At 59.4% G+C, this 19,094-nt stretch carries 17 protein-coding genes and 1 pseudogene; 16 read left to right on the top strand and 2 right to left on the bottom strand.

Going from position 1 to position 19,094, the window contains the following annotated elements; genetic code table 11:
- The first annotated feature begins 117 nt into the window (after positions 1-117).
- Positions 118-2,037, top strand: coding sequence for a DUF3141 domain-containing protein (locus EHO51_RS18755; RefSeq protein ID WP_124740373.1), 1,920 nt, complete (start codon positions 118-120; stop codon positions 2,035-2,037).
- Between the two features lie 66 nt (positions 2,038-2,103).
- Here EHO51_RS18755 and ppk2 read toward each other — a convergent pair whose 3' ends face one another.
- Complete coding sequence (gene ppk2 / locus EHO51_RS18750) at positions 2,104-2,880, bottom strand: polyphosphate kinase 2 (RefSeq protein WP_124740372.1); 777 nt, start codon at positions 2,878-2,880, stop codon at positions 2,104-2,106.
- Positions 2,881-3,074: 194 nt separating this feature from the next.
- On the opposite strand from ppk2, the gene EHO51_RS18745 reads away from it, so the two are divergent.
- The 14 genes and pseudogenes from EHO51_RS18745 to EHO51_RS18685 all read left to right on the top strand — a co-directional run bounded on the left by EHO51_RS18745 (position 3,075) and on the right by EHO51_RS18685 (position 16,707).
- A complete protein-coding gene (locus EHO51_RS18745; protein WP_124740371.1) occupies positions 3,075-3,413 on the top strand; it encodes a hypothetical protein in 339 nt (112 codons plus the stop codon).
- Between the two features lie 387 nt (positions 3,414-3,800).
- On the top strand, positions 3,801-4,253 hold the full coding sequence (locus EHO51_RS18740) for a copper-binding protein (RefSeq protein WP_124740370.1): 453 nt from the start codon (positions 3,801-3,803) through the stop codon (positions 4,251-4,253).
- 302 nt (positions 4,254-4,555) lie between these two features.
- Positions 4,556-4,888 carry a FixH family protein gene (locus EHO51_RS18735; RefSeq protein ID WP_348629950.1) on the top strand — a complete coding sequence of 111 codons (333 nt, stop codon included), beginning with the start codon at positions 4,556-4,558 and terminating at the stop codon, positions 4,886-4,888.
- The gene (locus tag EHO51_RS18730; protein ID WP_124740369.1) at positions 4,885-5,778 is read left to right on the top strand and encodes a TolC family protein; all 894 of its coding nucleotides are present in this window, start codon (positions 4,885-4,887) and stop codon (positions 5,776-5,778) included. Before EHO51_RS18735 ends, EHO51_RS18730 begins: the two co-directional genes overlap by 4 nt.
- The gene (locus tag EHO51_RS18725; protein WP_124740368.1) at positions 5,775-7,196 is read left to right on the top strand and encodes an efflux RND transporter periplasmic adaptor subunit; all 1,422 of its coding nucleotides are present in this window, start codon (positions 5,775-5,777) and stop codon (positions 7,194-7,196) included. The genes EHO51_RS18730 and EHO51_RS18725 overlap by 4 nt, the downstream gene beginning before the upstream one ends.
- The gene (locus EHO51_RS18720; protein WP_124740367.1) at positions 7,193-10,354 is read left to right on the top strand and encodes an efflux RND transporter permease subunit; all 3,162 of its coding nucleotides are present in this window, start codon (positions 7,193-7,195) and stop codon (positions 10,352-10,354) included. Before EHO51_RS18725 ends, EHO51_RS18720 begins: the two co-directional genes overlap by 4 nt.
- Before the next feature lie 418 nt (positions 10,355-10,772).
- Positions 10,773-11,014: pseudogene (locus tag EHO51_RS21475) on the top strand (efflux RND transporter permease subunit); the annotation flags it as partial.
- A gap of 21 nt (positions 11,015-11,035) precedes the next feature.
- On the top strand, positions 11,036-11,398 hold the full coding sequence (locus EHO51_RS18715) for a copper-binding protein (RefSeq protein WP_124740366.1): 363 nt from the start codon (positions 11,036-11,038) through the stop codon (positions 11,396-11,398).
- Between the two features lie 29 nt (positions 11,399-11,427).
- Positions 11,428-11,550 carry a hypothetical protein gene (locus EHO51_RS21280; RefSeq protein WP_281024522.1) on the top strand — a complete coding sequence of 41 codons (123 nt, stop codon included), beginning with the start codon at positions 11,428-11,430 and terminating at the stop codon, positions 11,548-11,550.
- Between the two features lie 53 nt (positions 11,551-11,603).
- The gene (locus EHO51_RS18710; RefSeq protein WP_109026263.1) at positions 11,604-12,044 is read left to right on the top strand and encodes a DUF411 domain-containing protein; all 441 of its coding nucleotides are present in this window, start codon (positions 11,604-11,606) and stop codon (positions 12,042-12,044) included.
- 55 nt (positions 12,045-12,099) lie between these two features.
- On the top strand, positions 12,100-14,634 hold the full coding sequence (locus EHO51_RS18705) for a heavy metal translocating P-type ATPase (protein WP_124740365.1): 2,535 nt from the start codon (positions 12,100-12,102) through the stop codon (positions 14,632-14,634).
- Positions 14,631-15,692, top strand: a complete 1,062-nt coding sequence (locus tag EHO51_RS21020) for a tetratricopeptide repeat protein (RefSeq protein WP_245434965.1) — start codon at positions 14,631-14,633, stop codon at positions 15,690-15,692. Before EHO51_RS18705 ends, EHO51_RS21020 begins: the two co-directional genes overlap by 4 nt.
- A 56-nt stretch (positions 15,693-15,748) precedes the next feature.
- On the top strand, positions 15,749-16,036 hold the full coding sequence (locus EHO51_RS18690; protein ID WP_124740476.1) for a DUF2933 domain-containing protein: 288 nt from the start codon (positions 15,749-15,751) through the stop codon (positions 16,034-16,036).
- Positions 16,037-16,041: 5 nt separating this feature from the next.
- Complete coding sequence (locus EHO51_RS18685; RefSeq protein ID WP_124740364.1) at positions 16,042-16,707, top strand: methyltransferase family protein; 666 nt, start codon at positions 16,042-16,044, stop codon at positions 16,705-16,707.
- Between the two features lie 769 nt (positions 16,708-17,476).
- Here the strand turns inward: EHO51_RS18685 and EHO51_RS18680 are convergent.
- On the bottom strand, positions 17,477-17,692 hold the full coding sequence (locus EHO51_RS18680) for a hypothetical protein (protein ID WP_124740363.1): 216 nt from the start codon (positions 17,690-17,692) through the stop codon (positions 17,477-17,479).
- A gap of 424 nt (positions 17,693-18,116) precedes the next feature.
- Here EHO51_RS18680 and EHO51_RS18675 point away from each other — a divergent pair, with 424 nt between their 5' ends.
- Positions 18,117-19,043 carry a class I fructose-bisphosphate aldolase gene (locus EHO51_RS18675; protein ID WP_124740362.1) on the top strand — a complete coding sequence of 309 codons (927 nt, stop codon included), beginning with the start codon at positions 18,117-18,119 and terminating at the stop codon, positions 19,041-19,043.
- Positions 19,044-19,094: the final 51 nt, after the last annotated feature.

Below are 19,094 nucleotides of genomic sequence, written 5' to 3'. Positions count from 1 at the left end.
CATGGGCAACATGCAGGCTTTTGTTGGCAAACTGTCCGAAAACGGATTCCGCCAACCTTGAAAATCAGCTTTGAGCTGTTCCGCCTTGGCGGACGCGGTTCTTAAAGGATCACGGCAATGGCTTCCACCAACAAGGTCGGCGACGAGAGCCCAGGTGAGAGCTCGCTCTCTTCCCTCGCGCAAGCGGGCGGCGGCGTGAGCGTCATTTCGGCGGCCTCGGCTGAAGCGAAAAGCGATTCGTTCGCCAGTTTCCTTGCCTACCAGTGTGATGTTATCGAACGGGGTATTCTCTTTTGGGACACGTTGCGCCAGCGCGCAGACAATCTGCTCGAACACGAACGGCTTGGCCTGCCGGCCCTCCTCGACTTCAAATGGGAGCTGCTCCTCGACGCGCGCGCTTTCGAGAAACCGGCCAATTACGCGCTGCTGCGCATCACCGAGGCACAGGGTTGTCGCGCAAGCGACTGCGTCAATGAGGAAAAGGCTCCCGTCATAATTGTCGACCCACGCGCTGGCCACGGGCCAGGCATCGGCGGATTCAAGCGCGAGTCCGAAGTGGGAATGGCGCTGCTCGAAGGGCATCCGGTTTATTTCGTGATCTTCTTTCCCGAGCCTTGCGACGGCCAGACCCTCGCCGACGTGCTGCACGCGCTGCGGCGCTTCGTCGAACAGGTCGCGAGGCGCCATCCCGGCAAACGACCGGTGCTCTACGGCAATTGCCAGGCCGGCTGGGCGATCGCCTTGCTTGCGGCCGACTGCCAGGGCCTCGTTGGACCCGCTGTTCTTAATGGATCGCCGCTGTCCTATTGGTCAGGGGAATCGGGCGTCAACCCGGCGCGACTCGCTGGTGGCCTACTTGGCGGCGCATGGCTCGCGCATCTATTTGCCGATCTGGGCAACGGGCGCTTCGATGGCGCCTGGCTCGCACAGAACTTCGAGACGTTGAATCCCGGAAACGCGCTCTGGGACAAATACGCGCGGCTCTTCACCCACATTGACACCGAGCGCGAGCGCTTTCTTGATTTCGAACGCTGGTGGAGCGGCTTTCATAGCTTGAGTCGCGAGGAGATTCTTGCCATCGTCGAGAACTTGTTCATCGGCAATCAACTCGAACAGGGCTTGTTTCGGATCTGCGAAGGCTGCTTCGCCGATCTACGTAAGATCCGGAACCCCTTGGTGATCTTCGCCTCCTATGGCGATAATATCACGCCGCCGCATCAGGCGCTCGGCTGGATCCCCGCTGTATATGAGGACACGGACGATCTTAAACGCGCTGGGCAGCGGATCGTCTATCTCATCAATCCGCACGTTGGACATCTCGGCATTTTCGTCTCGGCGTCAGTCGCGCGGTTCGAGCATCGCGCGATCCTGGAAAGCCTCGCAGACATCGAAGCGCTGGCGCCGGGGCTCTATGAAATGAAAATCGACAATCCAACGGGCCAGCGGGATTGCCATAAGCCGAACTATTCGGTCCGGTTCGAACCACGCGAGGTCTCCGCCTTGAAATTCGCCCATCCGGTAAAGGCCTTCGAACACGTTCGCGCCGTCTCGGAGATCGCCGATTCGATCTATGCCGCCGTCATTAGCCCGTGGGTGCAGGCGCTTTCAAATCCTTGGACTGCAAACATTCTACACTGGATCCATCCTATGCGCACAAGTCGGTATCTGCTGTCGGAGCGGTTCTGCCCGATGATGCGCGGAATCGAACTGCTGGCTGAGGCGATCCGAGATCATCGCCATCCCGTGGCCGATAACAGCGACTTCATAGTTCGAGAACGGGCGGCTATCGCGCAGGTCTCGCAAATATTCGAAACTGCGCGCGTCTGGCGTGATCAAATGGAAGAAATGAGCTTCGCCGCCATTTTTGAAACGCCGTTTGCAATAGCAACAAGACTTCCGCAGCAGCGGATGGTTGGTCAGAAGGCGCACAAATGTTGGCAGGCGCAAAGGGCCTCGTCATTGGCGACGCGAACGATAGCGCCATCGTTTGATGGTTGCGCGAAGACAGAAGCCCATGTCAGCCCTCTGGCCGAATGAACTCAGCGCGCCAAAATCGCCATGTCGCGCGAGATGCGCGACGACAGCCAGGCGGCCGGAGTTATCTCAGGATGTAATCACGCCTTTTGTCAGGAGAAGCTCATCGAAGAGAAAGACTTGATTGGGATCAGGAAATTCGCCATGGCCGCCTTTGCCGGCGTATTCACAGCGCGATAAGAGATCGCGAATGATATTAAGACGCGCGGATTTTTTGTCGTCGGCTTTCACAAGCGTCCAAGGGGCGAACACGCTGTGCGTTCTCAGGAGCATCTCGTTGCGCGCTTGCGAATAATCCTTCCAGTGGCTTAGCGCCTTTTCATCGACGGGACTAATTTTCCACTGGCGCAACGGGTCTTCTCGTCGGCGCTTGAGCCGCCTTTCCTGTTCGTCACGGCTGATGTCGAGATAATATTTGATGATCGTGACGCCGCAATGGACGAGCAATTGCTCATATATCGGCACTGTGTGCACGAACTGCTCATATTCTTCATTCGTGCAGAAGCCCATGACACGTTCGACGCCAGCACGATTGTACCAGCTGCGGTTGAAGATCACGATCTCGCCGCTACTCGGCAAATGTGGCACATAGCGTTGAAAATACCAGGATTTTCGATCTTGGTCTGAGGGCTTGCCGAGCGCGACGATTCGCGATTCGCGCGGACTGAGATGCTCGGTGATGCGCTTGGCCGTCCCGTCTTTGCCGGCCGCGTCCCGGCCTTCCAAAATGACCAGTATCTTGCGATCGTTTTCGATGACGTGCTTGTGGAATTTGACGAGCTCCACCTGCGCCTTGTGCAACGCCTTTCGGTATGCGTCGTTTCCCGAAGTATTATTCTCAGTCATGCGAATTGTCCCTTTGGCCGAGCCAAACGAGGAGCCGCAACAGGACGTCGCCTAAAATTTAGGCGATCGCCCTTAAATTTCACCGGCCCGCCAAATTCGAGTCGAAAATGCGCGACGCGGCAAGAACGATGGGCTCGGGTTGAATCGGGACGCGGCTCGGATTATATCCTCTCACTCTCTAAGAGTTGGCGAACATGTCTCATCGGGCGCAATCATTTATCATCCTCCTCGCCTTGCTGGCCGTATTGACTAGCGGCATGAGCGGCGCTTGGGCGTCCAAAGCCACCCACCAGTGTGATGGCATGGTTGGCATGATGAATATGGATGATTGCCTCGAAAGCATGAATGGTGACGACGCTGGCGCTCTCGGCTGCGCGACGCTGACGTGCGGGCTGACGCAAACCATCCTGCCGCCGCACGAAACCGTTATTACTTCGATAATTGCGACGTGTGCATCGCCATTGACGCCGCGTGACGACCATGAGCGCTGCGGCCTTTCCGGCCCGCCGGACCTTCGGCCTCCAATCGCCTAACGCCGCAATAGTCGGCCGCAGTAGCGCGACGCCCGGACGTCGGACGCCACCCGTTGGCGCGTCCCGCCAAGCGGCGCGCGAGCTGGGACGCGTTGTGGACAGCCCCGACCCAAAGATCACAAGCCGTCTAATTCATGCTGTCTGCGCAATAATACGCGTCAGGAGAATGAGTATCTGCGCGCGATGTACTTTACATAATACTATGTAATTATTTTTGTTTGACGCCATTGACTCGTTCCATACTCGAACTTACGTCTCTATTATTAGTGGCGTTGCCAATTATCAGCGCGCACTATTGGTCCACGCGTTCCGCCCACGCACGCTCTGCCTTTAGGGCTCAGGCGAGCGACGTCGCCTGAAAAGCCGAGTTTAAGAGGAGTGAAACCGATGATGAAGGTCCTGAAACCTTTGGCGCTCGCGGGCGCCGCCCTGGCGGCGACGACACTAACCGGCCTCGCACAGGAACAAGGGTCAAATCATGGTGGATGCTTTGTGACGCTGAGCCCGACGGAGGCTACGCGCGGCATTCGCCATTGGCGACCGCCGTCTTCATGCGTCGATTGGTACAAACGTATCGCCAACCAGCAGCCAACCCAAGCGAACTCCGAGGGAGCGCCGTGGGTACGCGTCGTTGTCCGGAAAGTCGATCTTCCCGCGAGTCGCATCACGGTTTCACATGGGGCCATTCCGCAGATCCGGATGCCGGCGATGACGATACAAAACATCCCTGTAGCAGATGCTGCCTCTCTCGCGTCGCTCCACGAGGGCGATGAACTCGATATCCAGTGCGAGCATCGCCGCGGCGTAGTGAGAGTCGTCAACTTCCGCATGAAATGGTGAGTTTCGGCGTGCTGAGGCGGTCGTGATTGTGGTCGATTACAGGCAGCTTACCAGCGAAAAAAGCGTTTGAGCGACGCTTCCGACGCTTGTCGTGCTCCGGATCACGGTCGGTGATCATCGCTGGCCCTGGCGCGCCCAACAGCGTTTTACTCGCGTTCCCCCATCATTATTGGCGCGCTTGCGCGTTCGGAGAGACCAAGAGCCAAGGAAAGGCTTGTGTTGACCTCATGCCGTTTGTGAACTCGCCTCACGTCCCTGTCGTCGCCCTGACTGCTCTCGCCTTAATGCTTGGCGGCGTCCCAATGGCGCAAGCCGACATCAAGGATTACGAATTCACGCTTATCGAAAAGGGCATCAAGAAGGGTGACGCAATCGTCTCGGTGCGCCTTATTCACAAGCCAGACGGCAAGCTTGTTCCTGGCGCGGTGATTTTCGCGACGCGGCTCGACATGGCGCCCGACGGCATGGAGATGATGACGGCCAGCATCGAGCCTCTGCCGAGCGCGGAACTTGGCGTCTATCGCTTCAAGCTCGATCTGTCGATGGAGGGGAAGTGGAGAGTTTCGCTGGCGGCGAAAGTCCAGGGCGAGACCGGTACGCTCGAAAATCGGCTCGTCTTAAAGGCGGCGCCATGAGAGTAGTTCGACGCCTTGGCCGCCTCGCCGCGATTGGACCGGTCATGGACTTGCCGTGGACAGTTCCGATCGCGGCGAAGGAGTGCGAAGTTCCCGGCGTGAACGTCGACAGCGTTGGCGCGTTGGCGCGACAGCTTAGCAGCGAATTGGCGGGGTCTGCGCTGGCTGCCAACGCGGCCGCGCAAAAAGTGGGCGCAGTTGGCGTGCTGGCCGATCCGACGGTAACGCTGCAAGCATGGGACGTGAATGGACGCGGCGTCGGCCAACCTTGGATCGGCGTCGAAAAGGAATTTAAGTTCTGGGGCGAGCGCGATCTGGAGCGCGGCGTCGCCGAGGCCGACGCCGAGGCCGCGAGGCATCAGAGTCGCGTCGTCGACACAGACTTAATCTCCCGCGTCAAGACTGCCGCGCGACCACCGGAACGAAAGGAGCTTACGGACCTAACCTGCTACCCAAACGTCACCGTTGGCGCGACCTTTGTGCAGCGTCCCACCGGCGACAACGCCGGGCAATTCATGCTTGGCTTTAAAGTCTCGCTGCAATATGAGGCGAAGGCTGCCGAACAGCGCGCTGCCAGTTCGCGACTCGGCGCCGGGCAGATGCGGTACGACGCCATTCGAATCCGCGTTGATGGCGATGCCGCCGAAACGTGGTTCGCGCTGGAGGCGGCACGCAAGGCGATCCGCATCGTCGAACAACGCCAGCTCAATCCGGCGCGCCCGTCGGTAGAAATGGCGCGAAGTGTTTTTGCGGCTGGAACCGCCGATTTGGCGACGTCTCTGGAAGCCGAGCGGCGACTGCGCGCGATCGAAGTCGAAATCCTCAAGCTCAAAGTCGAAGAGCAAGCCCGATACGCCGAGCTTGAACGTTTGGCTGGAGGCTCTCTATGACGCGGCGTTACGTCATTCTTCTGTTCGGCTTTGCGGTCGTCGCGGCCGCCGTCGCTTGGTTGGTCGAAGGACGTTTCAAATGGGTCACGCCCTCAGGAACCCGGGACGATGCGAGGCCTAACGTCTCGGACAAGGCGCCTGCAACGGCAGGCCCGATCATTTACTACCGCGATCCCGACAGTCGCCGGGCTTATTCGCTCACGCCCAAAAAGACATCGGCTGGCAAGGATTACCTGCCAGTGCGCGCGAGCGAAGATGTGAGCTTCGAAGACAAGCCGCCAGTCGCATCTGCCGCGAGCGGAGAGCGGCGCGTGCGCTTCTATCGCAATCCGATGGGCCTGCCCGACACCTCGCCCGTTCCAAAGAAGGATTCGATGGGAATGGATTACATTCCCGTCTATGAGGACGAATCCGAAGATAGTTCGACCATCACAATCAGCCCCGGCAAGTTGCAAAAGACAGGGGTTCGTTCCGAACCGGTCGAACGTCGGACGCTGAGCGTCCCTGTTCGCGCGACGGGCAGGATCGAGTTCGACCCGCGCCGTATCTCGATCGTCTCCCTGCGCTTCGAGGGCTTCATCGAATCGGTCGAGAAGTTCGTGGAAGGCGATTACGTCCGCAAGGGCCAGCCGCTCATGCGCATCTATGGCCCCAATGTTTCAAGCGCGGCGGCCGAATATGTCGCCGTCCTGAAGACGCGACGGGGCGAAGCAATCGAGGCGGCGGGCATTGAGGCTGCGAGGCTCCGACTCCGCAACCTCGGTCTTGATGACGATGCTATTGCAGCGATAGCGCGCGCGCGTGGCGTCCCGCATCATATTCTATGGCGGGCGCCGCAGGACGGACACATCTTCGAGCGGACCGCGCTCAACGGCATGCGCGCCGCGCCCGGCGACGCGCTATTTCGCATCGTCGACCATTCGGTGGTCTGGGTGTTGGCTGACATCGCCGAGCGCGACATCGCTTTGGTTGCCCCCGGACAAAAGGTCGACGTCCGACCAAGGGCCTACCCAGATCGAACCTTCAAGGGGCAGGTCGCGCTGATTTATCCCCATCTCAATATGGAGACGCGCACGGCGCGTGTCAGGATCGAACTGCCAAACCCCGACGGACTGCTGCGGGGAGATATGTATGCCGACGTCGACATCGCCGCCGGCGGCAACGAGAAGGCGCTTACTGTCCCCGAAAGCGCGGTCATCGACACGGGCAAGCGGCAAGTGGCGATTGTCGACAAGGGCGAAGGGCGTTTCGAGCCGCGCGAAGTCAAAATCGGCCGACGCGGCGAAGGCTTCGTCGAAATCAAGAGCGGCGTAAATGAAAACGAACGCGTCGTCACGGCCGCGAACTTCCTTATCGACGCCGAAAGCAATTTGAAGGCGGCGTTGCGAGCTCTCGATCAAGGGGAGGCTGGCAAGTGATCGCCCGCCTCATCGCATGGTCGGCGCGCAACCTTGTGCTCATTTTCGTCGGCACAGCCTTCGCGGTCGCAGGGGGCGTCTATGCCTTGCGCACGCTGCCACTCGACGCCATTCCCGATCTCTCCGATGTGCAAGCGATCGTCTATACGGAATATCCGGGCCAAGCGCCGCAAGTCGTCGAGGACCAAGTCACTTATCCGCTCACCAGTTCGATGCTGACCGTTCCGCGTTCCAAAGTCGTGCGCGGATTTTCGTTTTTTGGCGTATCCTTCGTCTACGTCATCTTCGACGATGGCGTCGATATTTACTGGGCGCGCTCCCGCGTCCTCGAATATTTGAGCGCGGCGAGTAAGAGATTGCCGGCGGGCGTGACGCCTGTTCTTGGTCCCGATGCGACGGGCGTTGGCTGGGTCTATCAATATGCGCTCATCGCCAAGGATATGACGCTCGCCGAATTGCGCTCGATCCAGGATTGGACGATCCGCTACGGCCTCGCCAAGGCCGAAGGCGTCGCCGAGATCGCGAGCGTCGGCGGCTTCGTCAAGCAGTATAATGTCGTTGTCGATCCTAACCGACTGCGCGCGCTCGGCATTCCGCTGTCGAAAGTGCGCGACGTCATTCGAGCGAGCAACGCCGATGTTGGCGGCCGCACGGTTGAATTGTCCGAGTTCGAATTTATCGTGCGCGGACGCGGCTATCTACGCGGCGTGAGCGACCTGGAAAGCATTGTTCTGCGCGTTGAAAGCGGCACGCCGCTTCTCCTAAAGGACGTCGCACGCATCGAACTCGGTCCCGACGAACGACGTGGCATCACGGAACTCAATGGCGAGGGCGAGGTCGCGAGTGGCATCGCACTGCAACGTTATGGCGCCAATGCGCTCACAGTGATCGACAATGTCAAGTCCACCCTCGCGCAGATGGCGACAGGCCTACCGAAAGGCGTCGAGATCGTCTCGGTTTACGATCGCTCACAGCTTATTCATGCTGCCATCGAAACACTAAAGAGTACGCTCATCGAGGAAAGCATCATTGTCGCGCTCGTCTGTGTTGCGTTCCTCTTGCATGTGCGTAGCGCGCTCGTCGCGATCATCATGTTGCCGGTCGGCATTTTGATGGCCTTCGCCGCGATGAAGGCGCTGGGACTCGGCTCGAACATCATGAGTTTGGGCGGCATCGCCATCGCGATCGGCGCAATGGTCGACGCCGCCATCGTCATGATCGAGAACGCACACAAGCGTCTGGAGCGCGCACATCCGGATAAGCGGCGCATCGAGATACTGATCGACGCTGCAACAGAAGTCGGCCCCGCCCTGTTCTTTAGTCTGTTGATTATTACGGTTTCTTTCTTGCCGATCTTCACGCTCGAAGCGCAAGAGGGGCGCCTGTTCAGCCCGCTTGCCTTCACCAAGACTTTCGCTATGGCGGCGGCGGCGCTTCTTTCCGTGACGCTCGTGCCGGCGCTGATGGTCGTCTTCGTGCGCGGAAAAATCGTTCCCGAGGCCAGAAACCCGATCAATCGCGCCCTCATCTGGCTCTATCGACCGATCATACGTCTGGTGCTCAAAGCGAAGGTCGCCACTATTCTGCTGGCGTTGGGAGCGCTCGCGCTGACCATCATTCCGGCGCGCCAGCTTGGTAGCGAATTCATGCCCGCTCTCAATGAGGGCGCGCTCCTTTACATGCCGACGACTCTGCCGGGGCTCTCGGTCACCAAGGCCGCCGAACTCCTGCAAACGCAAGACCGCATCATCAAATCCTTCCCCGAGGTTCAGTCCGCCTATGGCAAGGCTGGGCGCGCTTCCACCGCGACCGACCCGGCGCCGCTCGAAATGTTCGAGACCGTCATCCAGTTGAAGCCAAAGGATCAATGGCGTCCTGGAATGACGATCGACAAGCTCACTGCGGAATTGGATGCGGCGTTGCAATTTCCCGGCGTATCGAACGCCTGGACCATGCCGATCCGAAACAGAATTGACATGCTGGCGACCGGAATCAGGACGCCAATCGGCGTCAAGATTTTCGGCCGCGATCTTGCGCAAATCGAGAACTTGGCGCGGCAGGTTGAAACTGTGGTGAAACACGTTCCTGGCGCTTCTTCCGCCTACGCCGAACGCGTCATGGGCGGCTACTACCTCGACATCGCGCCGGATCGCGCTGCGCTCGCGCGTTACGGCCTCATGATCGGCGACCTGCAAGCGACAATCGCCACGGCGCTCGGCGGCGAGACCGTCACAACAACGGTTGAAGGACGCGAACGCTACGGCGTCAACATCCGCTATCCGCGCGACTTCCGCTCCAATCCGAGAGCGATCGCCAGCGAAGTGCTGATTCCCTTACCCGGCGGCGGGACGGTTCCGCTCGGCGAGGTAGCGAGGGTCGAACTCGTTCGTGGCCCGACCTCGATTCGCACCGAGAATGGCCAGCTCGCGGTCTACATCTTCGTCGATATTCGGGACCGCGATCTCGGCGGCTTTGTCGAAGAAGCGCGCCAGGCGGTCGTCGACACGATTGAGTTCCCGCCAGGCGCTTATGTCGTTTGGAGCGGCCAATTCGAATATCTGGAGCGTGCACAGGCGCGCATGCGGCTGGTCGTGCCCCTGACGCTACTCATCATCTTCCTGTTGCTCTACCTGAATTTCCGCCGTTTGACCGAAACTTTGATTGTCATGCTGTCGCTGCCCTTCGCGTTGGTCGGCGGCGTGTGGCTGATGTGGTTCCTGAACTTCAACATGTCCGTCGCAGTGGCGGTCGGCTTCATCGCGCTTGCTGGCGTCGCCGCCGAGACCGGCGTCGTGATGCTGATCTATCTCGATGCGGCGATGCGCGAGGTCGCGGTCAAACGCGCAGCCAAAGGGAAAAGCTTCACTCGCGCCGATTTACGAGAAGCGATTATGCTCGGCGCGGTCGAACGCGTGCGGCCGAAGATGATGACGGTCGTCGCGATCATGGCCGGGCTCGTGCCGATCCTCTGGAGCACGGGCGCAGGATCAGAAGTTATGCAGCGCATCGCCGTTCCGATGATTGGCGGGATGGTGTCTTCGACGGCTCTGACGCTCGTTGTCATTCCGGCGATCTATGCGCTGATCAAGGGGTTTGGCTTGTCTGAAAAAGGCGAGGTCAAACAGGAGTTGGACGGAACTATTCACGCAGCTCCATAGAACAATGCACAACAATCTTCACAGGAGGAAAGACCAATGCTTAAACTCTCTATTGCCTTAGCGACGATGCTGGCCCTATCCGTCCCCGCAATGGCCCAAGAGATGCAGGGGCAAGATCCGCAGATTCACGGAATGGTCCCCGGCGGGCATAGCCGCCACGGGCATCGCGATTGGAGCACCCCGGGTCAACACAGGCATAATGTGTGCTGGCATCTCCATCAGGGACAATGGGTGTGGGTCTGCCGCTGACGGGGGAGGCCTCGTGATTGAATGCATGTTCAACATGAAGCCGCCCATATCGTAATCCCTTTCAGCTATATAGGAACGGCCCGACCGGGGCTTTTTCTGGGGCCGTTTCTTATAGGAAAGCGGCCCTGCGCCATGAAAGGTCTCAGAGCGCCGTTATATATGCGCCGAAACGGTCGGCGTCAGCATGGCGGGGCTCGCGCCGATCGTCTGGGGCGCAGGCGCCGGATCAGAAATCATGCAGCGTATCGCCGTTTCGATGATTGGCGGGATGGCGCGTTCGACGGTTCTGACGCTTGTCGTCATCCTTCGATCTATATGCTGATCAAGCCCTTTGGCCCGCCGCGCGACGATGAAACAGCATGGTTGTCGAAGACGCTGGCCATTCGATCCGCGTTTCAAAGCGCGGAATGATGTTCACCAAGGAGAGAAATAATGCAGAACCTTCCTCATCACCGGGTCAAACTCGTTGCGGTTCTCGCTGCTTCGGCGATCGCCCCCACGCTCTGCGCGACAAAAGTCGGCGCGGTCGAATCCGCGCAACGGCTCGTCGTCGCCCAAGCCGCAGACAAGGCGTCTGGCGACGGCGTCATCAAGGGCGTCAATGCAACCGAGCGCAAGCTCCTGATCACGCACGGGCCGATCGCCGCGTTGAATTGGCCCGGCATGACGATGGCTTTCGGCATCGCGCCCGGCATCGACCTCACGGGCTTGGCGCCGGGAGCTAAAGTGACGTTCACCCTGAGCCGCGATGCAAAAGGCCTCTATGTCATCGACGAAATTCGCCGCGTGGAGTGAGCGGAAGATTGCAAAACGGAAAATTACCCATGATGGAATCGGACGGGATGATGAGCGGTTGGGGCATGTCGAGCATGGGACTCTTCTGGATTTTGATCCTGATAGCTCTCATTCTCGCGATAATAGCGCTCATCAAATATCTGTTCCAGTGAACCGACGAGCGCAGGTCCACGCGGCCTGCTTGTCCTCCTTCCGGGAGACCGACATGTCAAAATCGAAAACAAGTTTGGCCATCGTCTTCGCCCTTGGCCTTATTGCGCCGCTTGCGGCCCTTGCCCAAGACATCACCGCATGGCGCTCGCCATCCTGTGGATGTTGTCACCTATGGGCGAAGCGTCTCGAAGATGCGGGCATGAAGGTCACGATGATCGATACGAGGGATGTCTCCAAGATCAAGAAGGAGCACGGCATAACGCCCGAACTCGCCTCTTGCCACACCGCCATTGTGGAAGGCTACACGATCGAGGGTCACGTGCCGGCGAGCGAAATAAAGCGGCTGCTGGCGGAGCGGCCCGACGCGATCGGGCTGAGCGTTCCTGGAATGCCTACGGGTTCGCCAGGCATGGAGCATGGTGCGGCCGAATCTTACAACGTGCTGCTCCTGAAACGCGACGGTTCGACTGAGGTGTTCGCGCACTATCCATGAGGACTGCGCGAGCGCAAGAGGAAGACACCCGGGGATATAGACGACGGGGTTGGCCATGATCGACACCACGCTACCGACAACTGGCGCATTGTCCACGGCTGCTCGACGTGAGCACATAGAATTGACTGTGGGCGGCATGACCTGCGCCCACTGCCCTCCCGCGATCGAAAAGGCGCTCAAGGAAATAAAGGGAGTCGTATCGGCGCGAGTGAACCTCGCGAGCAAGATCGCGGCGATCGACTATGACGCGAATCGCGTAAATATCGCCGATCTCGCAAGGGCCATCCGCGGCGCCGGCTACGTGCCGGGCGCCGCGAAAATTCGCGTTTTTGTAGCACAAATGCATTGCGCCTCCTGCGTGACCCGCGTCGAGTCCGCCCTGAAGGGGACGCCGGGCGTCATCGCTGCTGCGGCCAATCTCGGCGCAAGCGCCGTCGATATCGAATATGACCCGCAAAAGACCGATTTCAACGCAATCCGTGCGGCGATCGAAGCTTCCGGCCACAGGGTCGCCGAGCAACGGTCCCAGGACATAAAGGCCGCCGTTGAAACGGGAGCCGATCCAGAACAAATCGCGCGTGAACAGGAATATGTCACGCTCATGCACAAGTTCTGGTTCGCGGCGATCGTATCGGCGCCGGTTATGGCGCTGAGCTATCCCGATCTGATTCCAGGTTTGCGTGAGTGGATGCCGGCGGGCAGCGACACTCGGCGTATCGTCTGGGCGCTGCTTGGCGTGGCATCGGTTCCCGTGCTCGTCTGGTCGGGCTCGCAATTCTTTGTCGGCATGTGGGACGCGTTGAAGCACCGCGCCGCCAATATGCACACCTTGATCTCGATTGGCGTTTCGGCGGCTTTTCTTTATTCGGTTATCGCAGTCGCCTTTCCCGATCTCTTCCCGAGTATGGCGCTCGCCGAAGTTTTCTGGGACGTGACCGACGTGGTGATCGCCCTCGTTACGCTAGGACTCGCCTTAGAGCTAAAGGCCAAGGGCCGCACCTCGGAAGCGATCAAAAAGCTCATCGGGCTACAAGCCAAGACCGCCCGAGTGCTGCGTGACGGCAAGGAAATCGACTTGGCCGTAGAAGAGGTCGTCGCCGGCGAAACAGTCGTGATCCGTCCAGGCGACAAGATCCCTGTGGACGGCGAGGTGACCGAAGGGTCCAGCGCCGTCGATGAATCGATGATCACCGGGGAGTCGATTCCTGTCGAGAAACATGTCGGCGACGAGGCAATTGGCGGCACGCTCAACAAGACGGGCAGTTTTAAGTTCCGCGCGACAAAGGTCGGCAAGGACACAGCACTCGCTAACATCATCCGGATGGTCAAGGACGCTCAAGGCTCGAAGGCGCCAATCCAGCGCGTCGTCGACGCCGTATCCGGCTTTTTCGTTCCGACCGTGATGATCTTGAGCGTTCTCTCCTTCATGATCTGGTATGTCTTCGGCCCAGAGCCGCGCGTCATCTACGCGACCATCGTTCTGGTCACGACACTGATCATCGCTTGCCCTTGTGCGCTGGGGCTCGCGACGCCGACTTCGTTAACGGTAGGAATCGGCAAGGGCGCCGAGAACGGGATCCTCATTCGCTCCGGCGATGCGCTTCAAAGCTCGGAGAAACTCCAGGTGATCATTCTCGATAAGACCGGAACGATCACGCGCGGCGAGCCTTCGTTGACGGACGTGGTTCCCGTCGACGGTCAACGCGAAGAGACTGTGCTGCGGCTCGCGGCGGCTCTCGAACGCGGCTCCGAGCACCCGCTTGGCGAAGCCATCGTTAAGGGTGCGGAGGCGCGCGGCCTTCCGCCCGTTGAAGCGAGGGGATTCGTTGCGATACCGGGTCATGGCGTGAGCGGCGAGGTCGATGGCCGTCAAGTCCTCCTCGGCAACACAAAGCTGATGGGTGATCGTGGCGTACCGATCGACGCTCTCGCGACCGTCTGGGAGCGTCTCGCCAATGAAGGGAAGACACCAATGTATGTGGCGGCCGACGGGCAGTGCCTCGGTCTCGTCGCCGTCGCCGACACAGTGAAGTCCGATTCGAAAGCGGCGATCGAAGCCCTCCTTCGCTTGGGGCTCGAAGTGGTCATGCTGACGGGCGACAACGAGCGCACCGCTAAAGCGATTGCAAGCCAAGTAGGCGTCAACCGCGTGCTCGCGGAGGTGCTGCCCGACGCCAAGGCGCATGAGGTTCAAAAACTCCAGCTTGAAGGAAAGACCGTCGGCATGGTGGGCGACGGCGTCAACGACGCGCCGGCGCTTGCGCAAGCCGATGTCGGCTTCGCCATCGGCACGGGCACGGATGTCGCGATCGAGGCAAGCGACGTGACGCTCATCAGGGGCAGCTTACAGGGCGTTGTCACGGCGATCGAGATCAGCCGCGCCACCATGCGTAACGTGCGCCAAAACTTGGTCGGCGCCTTCGGTTACAACATTCTCGGCATACCTGTGGCGATGGGCGCGCTTTATCCGGCCCTAGGCATCCTGCTGTCGCCGCTTATCGCCTCGGCGGCGATGGCCTTCAGTTCCGTCACGGTTGTCAGTAACGCCAATCGCCTGCGCTTCTTTCAGCCGAGGAGGACCGCGTCATGATCTCATGGCCGCTCCGCCTTGCGCTCGCCGGGTTCTGTTTGGTTTTGCTCGCCGCGACGGCGTCGGCGCAGAGCGATCGCTGGGGGCGGTGTCGAAGCGCCGAACCGGACGCTCGGATCGCGGGCTGCACGGAGGTCATCGACCGTCTAAAACGGCAGAGCAGGCGTGATCAATTTACGGCCTATTTTAATCGTGGCGGCGCCTATCGAGCGAAGGGCGATCTTGATCGCGCCCTCGCCGATTTGGACAAGGCGCTGAAACTCTATCCCAAGGCGGCGTCCGCGCTTGCAGAACGCGCATCCATCTTCAAAGCGAAGGGCGATTTCGACAAGGCGATCGCCGATTACGACGCGTCCATCGCGGAGCGACCGAACCCCGCCGCTTTCCTTGGCCGGGGCGAGGCCTATCGAGCGAAAAACGACTTCGACCCCGCCATCGCGGACTACAACAAGGCGATCGCTCTCGATCCCCAATTGGCGGACGCCTTCGTCTCCCGAGGCAAGGCCTATCTGGGTAAGGAAGATCTCGAGCACGCCAAACAGGATCTCGAAGCCGCGTTGAAACTCGATCCCCGGCTCGCTTCGGCGAAAGAAGCGCTTGACGAGATAAACAGCGCGATCGCCGAGCGCGCAACGCCTCCAGCCGCGGCGGGCCCACGGGCCCCTGTCGCGGCGACGTACACGTCCTCGGATCGCCTGATCGTGGCGTTCGGCGGGTCCACTCTGATCGCCTTCATCGTCTGGTTCTTCTGGCTCAAGCGTACGGAAGGCGTGCGCGCGGCCGAAACCAGCGGCGGCTATCAGGAAGCGATGATCCTGGTGAAAGGCGGTTACACGCCTGACACCATCATCGTGCGGCGGGGCAAGCCGGTGCGGCTCAACTTCCGCCGCGAAGAGACGGCGTCGTGCTCCGACAAGGTGATTTTCGCCGACTTTCAAAAGAGCGCCGAACTGCCCACCGGCGAAACCGTCGCAGTCGAGTTCCTGCCGAGGGAGTCTGGCGAATTCAATTTCGCATGCCCCATGGGCATGTTCCGCGGCAGGCTGGTCGTCGAATAGAACGTCTGTCGGCCGGCGCAATGTCGAAGGAGCGAGTGATGCAACACGCACACGATATGCAAAAAGGCAGTTCTGACAGTCCGAAGCGCGGTCACTTCGCATCGCGAGGGAACATGGTTCTGATCGGGTTCCTGGCGATCGCGGGGTTCTATCTCGTGACGGAACACACCGCTCATCTCTTCGGAGCGCTTCCTTACTTGCTACTCCTAGCCTGCCCCCTCATGCACATTTTCATGCACGGAGGCCATGGGCGGCATGGATCGCAGGAGAGCGCCAGCAACGACTCCCCGATGAGAAGTCCGACTCCCCACGCCGGCGCTGACAATCACGATGATCTGGGATGATTCCTATGCACGATGATGCTCCCGCTTATGGCCTGTGGTCGCTCGTCATTCTCAATTCGGCGATCTTCATCTTTTTCGCCTTTACCTTCTTCAAACCGCAGACGAAACGCGACTGGCGTTCCTTTGGCGCCTTCAGCGCGTTTCTCGTAGCGTTGTTCGCTGAAATGTACGGCTTTCCGCTCACAATCTATGTGCTATCTGGCTGGCTGCAAAGCCGTTGGCCTGACGTGAACTGGTTCACGCATGATGCCGGACATCTGCTTGAGATGATATTCGGCTGGAAAGCCAATCCGCATTGGGGCCCATTCCACGTGGCGAGCATAGCGCTCATCGGTGGCGGCTTTGTTTTGATTTCAGCGGGCTGGAGCGTTCTCTATGAGGCGCAGCGCCGACACGAACTCGCAACCACTGGAGTGTACGCGTATGTGCGTCATCCCCAATACGTCGGTTTCATACTCGTCATGCTCGGCTTCCTCTTGCAATGGCCGACATTGCTGACGCTGGCGATGTTTCCGGTCCTCGTCGTCATGTACGTGCGCCTCGCCCGAGCGGAGGAAAACGAGGCGCTCGCCGAATTCGGCGCGGCATACCGACAGTACATGGCCGAGGTTCCTGCTTTCATTCCGCGAATCCTGGCCGCAAGTCGGCGTCGTAATCACAGCCAAGGCTGACAGAGCAATCTTTGAAACGCCAATCCTCGGGATGATGAGAGCCCCTCTGTTAATTTGTGCCGATAGCTCGTTCGGCCCACATGGAGACCTGAAGAACTGAAGGGGGCGCACCGCATAGTTGTTGTTGAACGATGCAATAGCTTCAATGGCATTAGAAGCTTCGGACCGAGCGCTTGATACAAAATCTTGATTGATGGGGTCTGCGCCCTTGTGTTCGACCCCAAGCGTCATAGTTCTCCATCAGAAGAATAGGGAGGACCCTATGCGCAAAATGCTAACTTCTGGCGCAGTTCTAGCAGCCGCAATGTTGTGGGCGTCATTGGCGCAAGCCGGCACATTTCACCACGGTCGGTATTTGCCAGACTACGGAGGGCACTACCGCTATCAGCACAGGGATTGGAGCGGCTACTATGGCTACGGTGGAGGCATGCCCTTCGGCAGTGTTTGTTGGGTTTGGGATCAAGGCCACTGGGTTTGGGTTTGCCAGTGACGCCCAGGCTGTTCGCATTAAAGACGCCCGCCATGCTTGGCGGGCGTCGGATTCTTGCGACGCAGATCTCACCCGCCCTCAAACCAATTTGAACGCAATTGCAAGCTGACAGCAGCGGTTACGAACCGACGGGAGCGACGCTGCTTTATCAGCCTCCCCATAGCCCCGACTTCCAACCGATCAAAAACGCCTTTCTCCGAGCTGAAAGCGCTGCTGCGCAATGCCGCCAAGCGAACCTCGATGGTCTCTGGGACAGGATCGGCGCCGTGTTCCAAGAGTTCACGCCACAAGAACGCAAAAATTTTCTTCGCCGACACTTGATACGAGCCGGGTTAAACGAATTCGCTCTAAGAGCTTGACCCCTTGAGGTAGCGCAACGTCATGCTTGCCCGCGCCGGCGACGTCACCGAATGCAGTTTGCAGGCTCGCCACAACTCCTTTCGCAAGCTCGCGCTCGGCGCCTTTTGCCACGTTGCCCACCGTCGCCTTAATCATGTCCGTGCGCGGTTTCGGCGTAGCCGCCTTCCGCCTTTGATCATTACGCCCTTATCCTGGCACACTATCGAGTTGCCGACGACGACGTTCATAAAAAGCGCTTGCCAATGTTGAGCGAAACGCTACCGCCACCGTTTGTCTGAAGGTGGAACCCTCGCCTATGCTGGGCGCGACTCCCCTTTAGAACGGGCGGCCACGTGGTTACATCCTACAGCAAGCTGCAGCGGACAAATGACAGCGATCTTGGGGAAATTTTTGGCGCGGACGCAGTTCAAACTGCTAACTTACGAATGAAGATCGCGACCCTCATTCCACATGGCCCACGTCGTGTCGAATTGAAAGTAACCGACGCCCTGGCCAATGGAATGCAGTATCGGCTCGTATTCTGCTGAAGGCATTTCAGCGTCACACGGACCCATCTCCCATGAATCTCACCCTGCGCGTTCGCGAAATCCTCGACTGGTACGAAGGCGAGACCCCCGGCGCCAAGGCCAACCTTGCCCGCATGCTGATGGCGGGCAAACTGGGCGGCACGGGCCGCATGGTCATTTTGCCAGTCGATCAAGGGGTTGAGCATGGGCCGGCGCGCAGCTTCGCCGTCAACCCAGCGGCCTATGATCCGCATTATCACTACCAGCTGGCGATTGATGCCGGGCTGAACGCGTACGCCGCGCCATTGGGGTCTTTGGCCGCAGGCGCCGATACCTTTGCGGGCGCCATTCCAACGATCCTCAAGCTCAACAGCGCCAACAGTCTGTCGCGCCAGAAGGGAAATGCCGATCAAGCGATTACGGCGAGCATCGCCGACGCCCTTCGCCTCGGCTGCGCTGGAGTTGGCTTTACGATTTATCCGGGTTCCGACGCGATGTATGACCAATATGAAGAATTCCGCGAGCTATCGATGGAAGCCAAAGCCAAGGGGCTGGCGGTCGTTCTGTGGTCTTACCCGCGTGGCGGCGATATCAGCAAAGACGGCGAAACCGCCATCGATATCGTCGCCTATGCCGCGCATATGGCGGCCTCGCTCGGCGCCAATATCATCAAGGTCAAGCTGCCCACGTCGCATCTTGAAAACAACGATGCGAAGAAAGTGTATCAGGAAAAGAGGATCCCTATTGCCACCCTGCCGGAGCGCGTGGCGCATGTCATGCAATGTTGCTTCAACTCCAAGCGCATCGTCGTGTTTTCGGGCGGCGCCGCCAAGGGCGAGGACAGCGTGTACGACGATGCCCACGCGATTTACGCGGGTGGCGGCAACGGCTCGATCATTGGCCGCAACTGCTTTCAGCGACCCCGCGAGGAAGCGCTGAAGTTGTTGGATACGCTGGTGGAAATTTACAAAGGCGCGTAACGCATTCATTATTCAAATAGAATAATGTCCGCGAAAATGGGTCGCGACGAG

It is taken from the genome of Methylocystis rosea (genome assembly GCF_003855495.1).
Lineage (GTDB): Bacteria > Pseudomonadota > Alphaproteobacteria > Rhizobiales > Beijerinckiaceae > Methylocystis > Methylocystis rosea_A.
Note: the sequence above shows the minus strand (reverse complement) of the source record. Positions and strands in the feature narration are given on the sequence as shown.